9 protein-coding genes are annotated in these 12,376 nt (G+C 44.0%); 2 read left to right on the top strand and 7 right to left on the bottom strand.

What is annotated here, in order from left to right:
- Positions 1 to 319: 319 nt before the first annotated feature.
- From ligA to ACSC9N_RS03545, 5 genes are all read right to left on the bottom strand, one after another.
- Positions 320 to 2,359: an NAD-dependent DNA ligase LigA gene (gene ligA, locus ACSC9N_RS03565; RefSeq protein WP_010327397.1), complete on the bottom strand. Its 2,040-nt coding sequence runs from the start codon at positions 2,357 to 2,359 to the stop codon at positions 320 to 322.
- A gap of 94 nt (positions 2,360 to 2,453) precedes the next feature.
- Positions 2,454 to 3,449 carry a cell division protein ZipA C-terminal FtsZ-binding domain-containing protein gene (locus ACSC9N_RS03560; protein WP_010327398.1) on the bottom strand — a complete coding sequence of 332 codons (996 nt, stop codon included), beginning with the start codon at positions 3,447 to 3,449 and terminating at the stop codon, positions 2,454 to 2,456.
- Between the two features lie 4 nt (positions 3,450 to 3,453).
- A complete protein-coding gene (smc, locus tag ACSC9N_RS03555; RefSeq protein WP_010327399.1) occupies positions 3,454 to 6,906 on the bottom strand; it encodes a chromosome segregation protein SMC in 3,453 nt (1,150 codons plus the stop codon).
- 10 nt (positions 6,907 to 6,916) lie between these two features.
- Entirely contained in the window at positions 6,917 to 7,612 is a 696-nt protein-coding gene (locus ACSC9N_RS03550; RefSeq protein WP_004983028.1) for a GntR family transcriptional regulator, read from the bottom strand.
- A gap of 159 nt (positions 7,613 to 7,771) precedes the next feature.
- A complete protein-coding gene (locus tag ACSC9N_RS03545) occupies positions 7,772 to 8,575 on the bottom strand; it encodes a sulfite exporter TauE/SafE family protein (RefSeq protein ID WP_010327400.1) in 804 nt (267 codons plus the stop codon).
- Positions 8,576 to 8,603: 28 nt separating this feature from the next.
- Between ACSC9N_RS03545 and ACSC9N_RS03540 the strand changes: the two genes are divergently transcribed.
- Positions 8,604 to 9,359: a biotin--[acetyl-CoA-carboxylase] ligase gene (locus ACSC9N_RS03540; protein WP_010327401.1), complete on the top strand. Its 756-nt coding sequence runs from the start codon at positions 8,604 to 8,606 to the stop codon at positions 9,357 to 9,359.
- A gap of 16 nt (positions 9,360 to 9,375) precedes the next feature.
- The gene (locus ACSC9N_RS03535) at positions 9,376 to 10,107 is read left to right on the top strand and encodes a type III pantothenate kinase (protein WP_010327402.1); all 732 of its coding nucleotides are present in this window, start codon (positions 9,376 to 9,378) and stop codon (positions 10,105 to 10,107) included.
- On the opposite strand, the gene ACSC9N_RS03530 is transcribed toward ACSC9N_RS03535, so the two are convergent.
- On the bottom strand, positions 10,098 to 10,697 hold the full coding sequence (locus tag ACSC9N_RS03530; protein ID WP_010327403.1) for an RBBP9/YdeN family alpha/beta hydrolase: 600 nt from the start codon (positions 10,695 to 10,697) through the stop codon (positions 10,098 to 10,100). The two genes, ACSC9N_RS03535 and ACSC9N_RS03530, sit on opposite strands and share 10 nt — an antisense overlap.
- A gap of 179 nt (positions 10,698 to 10,876) precedes the next feature.
- Complete coding sequence (gene ffh / locus ACSC9N_RS03525) at positions 10,877 to 12,283, bottom strand: signal recognition particle protein (protein ID WP_010327404.1); 1,407 nt, start codon at positions 12,281 to 12,283, stop codon at positions 10,877 to 10,879.
- Between the last annotated feature and the right edge of the window lie 93 nt (positions 12,284 to 12,376).

Below are 12,376 nucleotides of genomic sequence, written 5' to 3'. Positions count from 1 at the left end.
CTGACGAGCATTATGCTTTTTCTAAATTTATGAAGGTATGGGATACACGAAATGTCATCAGCAACTGTTCGAGACAACACTACATTAGAAAAAAATTGTTTCTGCGACAATTTTATTCATTGATGGCAATGAACGAGTTTTGCTGATGACTAATGCCTTTGGTTACTTTGGGCTAATCCAAAGTAACATACGAACTTCAAGCATTTGATGCGAATACGTAAGACTCCGCTGTGAACCCCTCATCATTAAAAGTCGTTTTAGTCGTGCTTTAACTGAACGCAATTATCTGAACAGTATCTTTTTGATCCAAATCAAAAATCTAAGCCTCTAACTGGCCATAATCTTTCATCAGTTGAATAAACTCAGCTTCATTAATCACAGCAATCCCAAGCTTCTCTGCTTTATCCAGCTTTGAACCTGCTTTTTCACCTGCAACAACACACTTGGTCTTACTCGACACACTACCACTGACACGTGCGCCCAGTGCTTGTAGGAGCTGTGTTGCTTCATCACGCCCCATCGTACTGAGTGTACCCGTCACGACCCAACTTTCTCCATTTAGAGGCTGGCGACTTGGTGCCACAGGCGCGTCCCAGTGAATACCTGCCGCCAATAATCGGTCTAAAACTTCAAGATTATGCGGCGCTTGGAAAAAGTCGACAATCCACTCCGCCGTGATATCCCCTACATCTGGGGTTTTCTTTAAAGCTTCAATGTCTGCGACACGTAGCGCATCTAAAGTTTGGAAAGTATTGGCCAACATACGTGCTGTGGTTTCACCCACCCCACGAATCCCCAGTGCATAAATAAATGCAGCCAAAGTGGTTTTCTTGCTATTTTCAATCGAATCAATCAAGTTCTGAACGGACTTCTCACCCATTTTTTCAATGGTTAATAGCTTTTCTCGGTGCTCGTGTAGGTGATAAATATCAGCCACATCTTTAAGCAGATCAAGATGTAACAGTGATTCGACCCAACGATCTCCCAAACCTTCAATATCAAGAGCTTTACGTGACACGAAGTGGCGAATTGCCTCAATACGCTGTGCGGCACAATACAAACCACCTGAGCAACGTGCTAAAGCTTCACCTTCGGGCATCACCACTGGCGATTCACACACGGGACATTGGCTCGGGAGTTCAACTTCAATGGCATCGACAGGACGGAACTCAGGCCATACTTTTTCCACTTTGGGAATCACATCACCACTACGGTAAACACTGACAGTATCGCCAATTCGCACATCTAGGCGGTGGATTTCTCCAATATTATGCAAGGTCACATTTGAAACGGTCACGCCGCCGACAGCGACAGGATTCAACCGCGCTACAGGGGTCAATGTACCTGTACGTCCCACTTGCCAGTCAATATTTTCAACCGTGGTGAGCGCAGCCACCGCAGGGAATTTATAAGCCGTTGCCCAACGCGGTTCTCGGCTTAAAAAGCCGAGCTGTTGCTGTTGTTTGAGGCTGTTGACCTTAATCACCATGCCGTCAATTTCCACACTCAATTGTGGTCGTTCCGCATTGATTTGCTCATAAACAGCTTGGACTTCTTGAATACTATCGCAGACAAAATGACGCTCACCAACTGCAAAACCAAACTGTTGCAACCACTCTAGACTTTCCGACATGGTGCTTTGACCATGATTTGGTTCACACTGCGCAATACCATAAGCATAAAATGCAAGTGGACGCGAAGCCGCAATATTCGGGTCTAACTGACGTAGACTGCCAGCCGCGGCATTACGTGGGTTGGCAAAAGTCTTCTCACCTTTGGCTTCATTTTCTGCATTGAGCTTTTCAAATCCTGCTTTAGGCATCAAAACTTCGCCACGAACTTCCAGTAGCGTAGGTACTTCGCCCTGATTTGTGGTCAACACCTTCGGCAAGTTACGAATGGTTTTGACGTTTTGGGTAATGTCTTCCCCTGTCTCACCATCACCACGCGTCACTCCACGAACCAGCACACCCTGTTCATACCACAGTGAAATCGCAAGACCATCAAACTTCAGTTCGACATCATATTGAATCGTTTGATTCGGCAAACGTTCTTCTGCACGGCGTGCAAAGGCAAAAAGTTCTTCTTGATTAAACACATTGCCTAAAGACAGCATCGGTACCACATGGGTCACGCTCGTAAACTTCGCCAAAGGTTTAGCACCGACTTTATTGATCGGGCTATCTGGCTGAATACACTCAGGGTATTGTTCTTCTAAAGCTTTCAACTGATGAAAAAGCTGATCATATTCACTGTCTAAAATAGTCGGCTGATCCATCACATAATAAGCATGATTATGCTGTGCCAAAATTTGGATCAGTTGACGCATTTGCGCAACGACAGTCGAAGTTTGAGTCATAATTTCACCATAAAAAAGGGCGGTCTTTGTTCCGCCCTAAAAATTGTATTTCTACTGTCTATTATAGAAATCGTTACCACTGCTTTCAATCAGATTAAGCGTCGATTGCTTGTCCAGCACGGTAATCAATCGCCAAATGGCGCCAATGCTCTCGCAGTTGTGGCGTGAACTCTTGGTTGTTTTGGTCATAAACCGTTCCATCGATTTCACGAGCAATCAAACGTGAAATACTGTCCATGGTGTCGAAGGCATTTTGCACGTCACGGTGTGGTAAGGCCAAGAAAAATGCCAAGCCTTTAATTGGATCGGTCGACAGATTTTCCAAGTCAAAACCATCCATGCCTGTATCAGTAATTTGCAACACAGAGAACAGCAATTTGGTTCCATCTTCGTTATAACGATGGAAACAAGACATTTCGCCAAAACGTAAACCATACTTCATTAAAACTTTTAAGGTTTTCTCACCAGACAACGCGCGACGTTCAGGATAAACATTCAGGGCAATAAACGACTCTGCTGTGGCTAAGGCACTTTCATCATCGACAATTTTTTGCTCATACAAATGTGCATCTAAAATGCTGCTTTCATCGTCAAACTCTGAAATTTCGGCTTTTTCGACATTGGCATTTAAACTAAATTCAGCTTTATCCGCTTTTGCTTGGTCATCGACAAGCGAGGAGCTTGCGCTTTCAGTCGTTAATTCCGTTGCATCTGCTACTGCATTTTCAGGAGCGACTGAGTCTACTGCTTTATTTTCTACCTCAGCTGATGCATCCAAACTTGGTTCAGTACTGCTGCTTTCGAGCACACTGTCTGCATCCAAAGCTTTCGGTTCGGCTTTTTCAGGCAGTGTCTCTTCTACAGAGCTTTCGTTTAAAGTCGGCTCTTTACGTTCAGCCTCTTCAACTGATGCCGTTTGCAGTTGGTCACGTACGTGACGCGGGATAATCGGTTTTTGACTGTCAGCATCGATATGCAATGCGGACTCAAGTGAAGGCGCTGCATCTGCCGGCTTTCGAAAAATCATTCGAACCCCAAACAGCATAATGATCACTGCTATGACGATACCAATAATTGTTGTGTATTCCATCTTATTAGGCCTCCGCGACTAAACCGTATTCTTTTGCCTGTTCTAAATTTACAGTCACTAACTTTGATGTTCCCGGTTCAGGCATCGTAACACCTAACAAGTCGGTCGCCATCGTCATTGCGAGTTTATTATGGGTAATGTAAATGAATTGCACCTGTTCAGAAAGCTCTTTTACAAGATTACAAAATCTTCCCACGTTCGCATCATCCAAAGGCGCATCAACTTCATCCAAAACACAAAATGGCGATGGATTGAGACGGAAAATTGCAAACACCAAGGCCAATGCGGTCAGGGCTTTTTCTCCCCCTGAAAGTAGCGCCAAAGAGCTATTGCGTTTGCCTGGCGGACGGGCCATGAGTTTAACCCCAGACTGCCAGTCATCTTCTAAAGTCAGACTCGCTTCACCGCCATTGAAAACTTTCGGGAACAGATCTTGTAGTTCGGTATTGACCCGATCAAAAGTGCTCATGAACAATTTACGGGTTTCTTGGTCAATACTTTTCATTGCAGCACGCAACTGCTCAACGGTATTTTCCAAATCTTGAATTTGATGGCTCAACTCTTCAAAACGTTTAGACACGTCTTCATATTCTTCTGAAGCCGCCAAATTCACTGCACCCAATTTCTCAAACTGCTGCTGCGCTTTTTCCAAAATCTGTTGATGGCTGCTGATCTCAATGTTCAAACCCTCAATAGCTTCAACATTCATCTCTTTCAGCTGTTCAGAATAATGTTGTAAGTCTGACTTTGCAGCTTGCCACGCTAACCGTTTTTCTTCTAACTGAGTTCTCAGCTTTTCATCTTGTTGCTGATGCTGATGACGTTGTTCGGTTAAACTCTGCTGACGCTCTTGTACCGCATTCAGCTCAACTTGCCATTCAGACCATGTTTTTTGTAGCTTTTCAGTGATCTGTGCTTGTTCACTAAACTGGCTTTCTAAGGCGGGTAACTCAAGTTGTACAGGGTCAATAAACTTTTTGGCCTGCTCCATTTGTGACAATATTTGCTGATACTGTGCTTTTAAGAAAGTACTGTCTTTTTCTAACAGTTCAATCTGCTGTGTAGTTTGTACCGCCTGACGACGTACCATTTCAAGCGCTTGCCAAACCTGCTGTGCCTGCTGCTGGCTGTCATCCAGTTGCTCAGTCAAAGACTCCACTTGGAACTGCATGGTTTTGTAGTTAGGCAAGTTTTGTTCTAGCTTAATAGTCAATGCATGCAGATCAATCTCCAAATCATCTTTTTGCATGGCATCTTCTTCGAGTTGACTGTCTAACTGTGCCAGTTGATTGGCCAATTGTTGTTTTTGCACTTCAAAGGCTTGGTTGGTACTTTGTACTTTGGCGATATTCAAGTCAATCTGCTGGGTTGCCTGAACTTCTTTTTTCAATAGCTGTTGATCCGCTTTTAACTGCTCATCTACTGCTTGAACTTGAGTACGAAGTTCTGTGGTTTTCGTTTCAAGCTGAGTCAGAAGTCCTGTTTTTTCAGCAAGACTCTGTTCAATTTCATCTAAACGAATTCGATGACTGAGCGCCCCCTGTCCAGCTTGGCTCGCTTCGTCATAATCCAGACCAATCACCCAGTCCACGCCAACATGATAACCGTCTAAACTTAGAAGAGACTGACCATCTTTCAATTGCTTTTGCAAAGCGAGGGCTTGTTTTAAGTTGGTGGTCACTCCCACCTGTTGCCACAAAGAGGATTGTGGCGATTCAATCCAACTGGCTAGGCTATCGCAACCTGCAATTTCGATCAGCTCAACATGCGGCTGAGGCGTTAACTGACGTGCAACGGCATCGGTGAATGCATCGCTGTTGTCCAAACAATGCGCTGAAAGCCATTTGGCTAAGAATTTTTCGACCAGCGCGGCATGGGTTTTAGCCGCATCTTTAAGCTGCAGCACATGCATCAACTGTGGATGATCACTATTTTTTAAGGCACTGACTTTGACCAGAAGCTGTTTGAGGTGCTTCTGTTCGGCACTCAAAACCTGTATATCTGCTTTATGTTCATTCAGCTCAGTTTGAGCAGCTTGGTGTTGGATACGCAAATCATCCAGCTGCAACTGTACCTCAATGATACTTTGCTCACGTTGTAACTGCTGTGCCTCGGCGTTTTGCTTGGCATGTAACAGTTGATCAATCGCATCCAACTGGCTTTGGTTTTGAATTTGCGCCGCTTGCTGCTCTAAAATCTGCTTTTGCTGTTCAAAGCGTAAAATATTTTTGGCCAACTGTTCACTTTGCGCCAACATTTGCGTTTTTTGTTGCTGCTGTTTTTCAACCAAACTTTTGACTTGTTCAAACTGTTGAAGCAGCTGTTGCTGCTGTGCTTTTAAATCCGTTAAACCTTGGCTTTGCTGTTGGTTTTGACTTTCTTGCTGTTGTAACTGTTCGGTATGAAGCTCATTTTGTTCGTGCAAACTTTCCAGTTGCAGCTCGATCAGTTGCATACGTTCTTTAGTTTGCGCCTTCTGCTGTTCAAGCTGTGCCAAAGTGGTGGTGTTTTGCTGGAACAGTGTCTGCTTTTGTTCCAAAGTCATTTTCAGCTCAGCCAGCTTTTTCTCGGCCTGTTGCCACTCACTCTGTAGTGGCGTGGACTGCTGAATCAGGCGTTGAAATAGCTCACTGGTTGACGTCAAATCATGCTCTAAAGTGGTTAACTCTGAACGCACCAGTTTGAACTGCTCACCCAAATCATTCATGTGCAGCGTATATTCTTGCTGTAAACGGCTGCTTTGTTCACACTGAAAAGATAAAACTTCGACTTTAATGGTGCGAATTTGGCTTTCCAGTGTTTTGTATTGAATCGCGGTTTCAGCCTGACGTTTTAAAGTTTTTAGCTGTGATCTTAACTCGGAGGCAATATCTTCTAAACGCGATAAATTTTGCGTGGTGTGATCCAAATGCAATAAAGTTTCGCGGCGACGTGCTTGATAACGAGAAACCCCTGCGGCTTCCTCAATAAAAACTCGCATTTCTTCAGGTTTTGCATCGACCAAACGGTTGATCATGCCCTGTTCAATAATCGAATAAGAACGTGGCCCTAAACCTGTGCCCAAAAATATATCGGTAATATCCCGACGACGGCATTTGGTGCCATTTAAAAAGTATTCAGACTTGCCATCTCGGTTGACCTGACGTTTAACCGCCAGTTCGGTATAGGCATTATAGCTACCACCCAACTTGCCATAAGTGTTGTCAAAACGCAGTTCTACACTCGCGACACTCACGGGTTTGCGCTTTGCCGTACCGGTAAAAATGACATCCTGCATACTACCACCACGCAGTTGACGAGCACTGGATTCGCCCATGACCCAACGAATAGCATCGATCACATTGGATTTACCACAACCGTTCGGCCCAACCACTGCTGTGCGGTTATCTTTAAAGTGTAACGTGGTGCTGTCGGCAAAAGATTTGAAGCCGGAAAGTTTTAAACTGCTTAAACGCATAATGTCCTGACTAACGTCGTGAGCGTCTCGCCCACGCAAGTTCAATTTGTTTCATTCGGGTCAGAGATTCCAACACCAAGTTACGTAAGTGTCGACAAAAATCTTCCATAAATAAAGTAGCTTGTTGTGATTTTCTGATTAAAACCGCATCAGTCACCAGTTTAAATAAATCATAAGATTCTTGTAACTCTCTACGCGAAGTATTTAAGGTTAAAAAATAGCTCCGACGTATCGAGGGTAACAGTTCTTGGTAAAACTTCATCAAATAAGCATTGCCCACCATTTCATGCTGGCGCGCCAATCCTTCAAAAATCAAATCATAAAATTTTTCGATACTACCCTGTTTCAGTTGATTCCCCAACTCATCCAATAACAGCTGTAAACGTTCCGCTTCATAGCTACGCCATGTTTCCGCTATGCGTTGCACAATTTGCCCCAACAGTAGACTGCTGGTGTCAAACAAGGCGCGCACTTGCTGAGCGGACATTTCAGAAACGATGGCGCCGCGGCGCGGGTAGATTTCAATCAGATGTGTACGTTCAAGCAGTAACAAGGCCTCACGCACCGAGCCGCGACTCACATCCAGTTCAGCGGCAATACGTAATTCTTGTATGCGCTCACCTTCGACCAACTCACCGCGAATGATTTGTTCACTGATGTGCTTGGCAATTTGTTCGGACAAACTCTCTGTATCATGTGCTTGCATACTGTTCCTAACTTGTTTTTATAAGATGCAATCCATGGTCTTTAGTGACCTATTTTTAGGTTTTACCCGATCTTAAACGCTAAACACTATGTCATTGTCTAACAATTTTACCGTCTATAATGCCAATCAACAGCAACGCACACAACATTGTCAAAGAAATTAAGAACTAAAACCTTGATAAATAAAATATAAACCAACTACCACCAACAAACCAGCAAAACACTTTTTCAACATCGCAGGCGATAAAAGATGCGCCACTTTTGCCCCAAACTTGGCAGTGATAAAACTCATGACCGCAATCCCGAAAAATGCATAGACATGAATATAACCAATGGTATTCGGTACATTCACTTCAGCCCGATGCCCGAACCACATAAAACCTAAAGCTCCAGCCACTGCAATTGGTAAGCCACAAGCCGCAGACGTCGCCACCGCTTTTTGCATAACCACACCATGACGGTTTAAGTACGGCACCGTCAAACTTCCCCCACCAATGCCAAAGATCGCAGAAGCCACACCAATGCCTGCACCGACAAATAACTGTTTGCCTGTAGAGGGTAACTGACGCGAAGGATCGACCTCAACATGTGCGCCACTAAACATTTTGTACGCCACCCATACCGCAAAAAAACCGATCAGCAGTTGTAAGCCATGTCCCGACATATAGTCTGCAATGCCCGCACCTAAAAAAGCACCCATGACTAAACCTGGAGCCAAATTGCGAAACACAGACCATAACACTGCCCCGCGTTTATGATGCGCACTCACTGAACTCATTGACGTGACAATAATCGTAGCCAGTGATGTGCCAACCGCCATATGCATAATGACACTCGGGTCATAGTTCAGATGAGTAAACACCACATATAAAATCGGGATGATAATGAGTCCACCACCGACCCCAAATAGCCCCGCAGCAAAACCAGCGATTGCACCAATCAGTAAATATATGATTAACTCCATGATCATTTTTCACTTTTCTCAGATTCATATGGATTTAGAGACACGCCAATTACAACAGCTTCTCGCTGAAGCACAGCAACTTCCTGAAGTTTTATTGCTTAAGCCAGTTACCACATCCACCAATGACGATGTGCGTGAAATTGCGCAAAAAGGGATTCAGAGCGTTTTGGTCTGCAGTACACGACAAACTCAAGGTCGTGGACAGCGTCAACGACAATGGGTTTCTCCTGAAGGAAACATCTATTTAAGCACATTGCTACAGACCAAAACACCTATAGATGGGCGCTTGGCTTTAGAAATTGCGTTAAATATCTTGCAAATGCCGAGTTTGCAAGGCCTTGCTCTGCAAGTGAAATGGCCGAATGACCTTTATAGTGCTCAAGGTAAATGGGGCGGGATTTTAGTTGAACCACTGTCAAGCCACCAAGCGATTATTGGGGTGGGCATCAACATCAACCAAGTCGAAGATACCCAGCTTGATCAAGCCACCAGCTCACTTGAACAGCTGGGTTTAGCCCAAGCAGAGCGAATTCGCTTAATGGCGGAACTATATCTGGCAATTCAACAAGCAGGCCTATGGTTCACCCATAACAGTGCAAATCTGGCTTCTCGTTTCAATCATTACGCAGCCTTTATGCAGCAACCCGTTGAATTTGAACATATGAAGGGTCTGTCTCAAGGCCTATTCTTAGGCATTCAAGATGATGGTGCGGTACAAATTCAGACCGCCAATGGTGTTGAAAATTTTTATCAAGGCCGTTTACGCCCAGTGACCCCTGTTTAAATGATTGAGCATCATCATGAAAAATTTATGGTTAGATATTGGTAATACCCGCCTAAAATATTGGATTACGCAGGAAGATCAAATTTTAGAGCAAGGGGCTGAGTTACATTTACAGTCCCCTGCCGATTTGCTTTTAGGTCTAATTCAGCATTTTAAAAACTTAAACATCCAACAGATTGGTGTTTCTTCGGTTCAGGACAAAAAAAATAATGACCGAATCCGTAGACTTTTAAAAAGTTTAAATGTGCCGATCACCTTTGCTCAAGTGCAGGCCAACTATGCAGGCCTGCAGTGTGGTTACGAACAGCCTGAACAACTCGGAATTGACCGTTGGCTGCAAGTGTTGGCCGTCGCACGTAATCCAGAGCAGAACTATTGTGTGATTAGCTGTGGTACGGCGCTGACCATCGACTTGGCAGATGGTTTACAGCATTTGGGCGGCTATATTTTACCAAATCTCTACTTACAAAGAGACTCGCTGATCCAAAACACCAAAGGCATTAAAATTCCAGATGCGGCTTTTGATGAACTTGGGCCCGGTCGTAATACCATCGACGCAGTGCATCATGGGATTTTGCTCGGTTTGGTCAGTACCATTGAAAAAGTCTTGCAACAGTCTCCACGCCAACTGATTTTAACTGGCGGTGATGCGCCTGTATTTGCACGCTATTTGGCAGAGTATGCACCACGTATTGAAAATGATTTATTACTTAAAGGGCTACAATATTATATTCAGCATCAACCCTGAGCCACCGCCTGTTGTTGTAAAAGGGGTTTTAAGGTATTGAGCAGTAGCTCAAATTCAGCATAGCCATTTTCCCGCATAAAATTTCCTGCACGTTTCACTTCCAATACCTCTGCACTCAAAAAGTGTCCAAAGGTAAGCGCCAAAGGCGGTGGAACATAAGGGTCATTATTGGAAAACATCACCACACGTGAAGCGATGTGAGAGTGGAGTATACCGCTGTCCAGCTTCGCTTGCGCAATAAAACCACTTAACTCAGGTAAGCTTTTTAAAGCCGCTTTAAAGCCCGCAATACAGAAGATCGCTTTGATTCGACGTTCACGCAGTTTACTACTGAGATAATGTAAAGTCGCCAGACACCCCAAATTATGCGCAATAATGATGGTATTTTCATCCAAAGTGGTCATTTGCAGGGCCAAAGCCTGTTGCCATTCTTCGAAATGTGGTGCATCACTATGCGGAAGCACTAAGCGTTTTACTTCAGCATGCAGATCCATCTGACTGAGTTTTTGACTTAGCCACGGAAACCAATGGTCATTGGGCGATGCTTGATAGCCATGCACAATATAGATATGTTGTTTTGATCCATTCATTTTCAACTTCTTATTATAATGTTTGAAAAGAATAAATTTTACGCAACTTTCAAGCCATAAACAGTGCGTTTTTGTTATTAAGCGACGGTATTGAAAACGCACACAATAATTTCCATGACTTACAAAACAACAAAAAAAAGGCGCTCAACGCGCCTTTTTCTGAAATGGTAAGAAGCAGATTACTTCTTATCGTTCCCACCAAATAATGGTCCCATTCCGCCGCCACCACCAAACTGTTTTTGCATACCGCTTAATGATTTCATCATTTTTGCCATACCCGATGGATTGGCAAATTTCTTCATCATTTTCGCCATTTGCGCATGTTGTTTAATCAATTTATTGACTTCAACAACATCCATACCACAGCCTGCTGCAATGCGCTTTTTACGGCTTGGGTTCATCAGGTCCGGATTACGACGCTCTTTGATGGTCATCGATTGGATAATCGCTTCCATCTTTTTCACTTGCTTTTCAGGGTTCGCTTGCGCCAACGCATCTTGAATCCCTGCATTGCTCATGCCAGGCAACTTATCCAAGAAGCCCATCATGCCTCCCATTTTATTCATTTGCTCAAACTGCATTAGCATATCTTCAAAGTTGAAGCTGCCGCCTTTTTGCAGTTTTTTCGCCATTTTTTCGGCTTTTTCTTTGTCGACTTTACGTTCAAGCTCTTCGACCAAAGAAAGTACGTCACCCATACCCAAGATACGCTGTGCAACACGTTCAGGATGGAATGGCTCTAAGGCATCGAGCTTTTCACCCATGCCTAAGAATTTGATTGGCTTACCTGTGATTGCACGTACTGAAAGCGCCGCACCACCGCGCGCATCACCATCAGTTTTGGTCAGAATCACACCTGTTAATGGCAGTGCATCATTGAAGGCTTTGGCTGTATTTGCCGCATCCTGACCGGTCATTGCATCGACCACGAACAAAGTTTCAGTTGGCTTAATCGCCGCGTGAAGTTCTTTGATCTCGTCCATCATTTCATCGTCTACGTGTAGACGACCTGCTGTATCGACAATCAAGACATCCGCAAACTGAATTTTGGCTTGTTCAATTGCACGCGTTGCAATGGTAATCGGTTTTTCATCAGCACTCGATTCAAAGAAAATCGCGCCTACTTCACCTGCAACGGTTTGTAGCTGTTTAATTGCTGCTGGACGGTAAACATCGGCAGATACCATCGCTACTTTTTTCTTTTGGCGTTCTTGTAAGAAGCGAGCAAGTTTTGCAGCCGTTGTTGTTTTACCTGCACCTTGTAAGCCTGCAAGTAGAACCACAACAGGAGGTTTTGCTGCAAGATCAAGGCTTTCATTTGCCTCGCCCATCATTTTTGTTAATTCGTCATGCACGATTTTAACAAATGCTTGGCCCGGCGATAATTGAGTCATGACTTCTTGACCCAACGCCTCTTCCTTAACTTTCGCGATAAATTCACGAGTTACAGGAAGTGCAACATCGGCTTCAAGAAGTGCCATACGTACTTCACGTAGGGTATCTTTAATATTGTCTTCGGTTAGCTGCCCAGAGCCAGTAACATTTCTTAAACTCTGCGTGAGTCGTTCCGTTAAGGTATCAAACATTGCAAAATCCGCTTAAAATTGCTAGTTGCAAAAAAATCTTTCTTAAAATAGAAAATTTATGCATAGAATGCTATAGGATACTGTAGTTCGCAC

Origin of the sequence: Acinetobacter sp. PC34, from assembly GCF_051789135.1 — a bacterium.
Lineage (GTDB): Bacteria > Pseudomonadota > Gammaproteobacteria > Pseudomonadales > Moraxellaceae > Acinetobacter > Acinetobacter johnsonii.
Note: the sequence above shows the minus strand (reverse complement) of the source record. Positions and strands in the feature narration are given on the sequence as shown.

What these genes read in the sequence shown, in the direction of transcription:
- ffh (WP_010327404.1), bottom strand. Translation starts at nt 12,283, where the DNA reads ATGTTTGATACCTTAACGGAACGACTCACGCAGAGTTTAAGAAATGTT.
- ACSC9N_RS03530 (WP_010327403.1), bottom strand. Translation starts at nt 10,697, where the DNA reads ATGAATGGATCAAAACAACATATCTATATTGTGCATGGCTATCAAGCA.
- smc (WP_010327399.1), bottom strand. Translation starts at nt 6,906, where the DNA reads ATGCGTTTAAGCAGTTTAAAACTTTCCGGCTTCAAATCTTTTGCCGAC.
- ACSC9N_RS03560 (WP_010327398.1), bottom strand. Translation starts at nt 3,449, where the DNA reads ATGGAATACACAACAATTATTGGTATCGTCATAGCAGTGATCATTATG.
- ACSC9N_RS03540 (WP_010327401.1), top strand. Translation starts at nt 8,604, where the DNA reads ATGGATTTAGAGACACGCCAATTACAACAGCTTCTCGCTGAAGCACAG.
- ACSC9N_RS03550 (WP_004983028.1), bottom strand. Translation starts at nt 7,612, where the DNA reads ATGCAAGCACATGATACAGAGAGTTTGTCCGAACAAATTGCCAAGCAC.
- ACSC9N_RS03545 (WP_010327400.1), bottom strand. Translation starts at nt 8,575, where the DNA reads ATGGAGTTAATCATATATTTACTGATTGGTGCAATCGCTGGTTTTGCT.
- ACSC9N_RS03535 (WP_010327402.1), top strand. Translation starts at nt 9,376, where the DNA reads ATGAAAAATTTATGGTTAGATATTGGTAATACCCGCCTAAAATATTGG.
- ligA (WP_010327397.1), bottom strand. Translation starts at nt 2,359, where the DNA reads ATGACTCAAACTTCGACTGTCGTTGCGCAAATGCGTCAACTGATCCAA.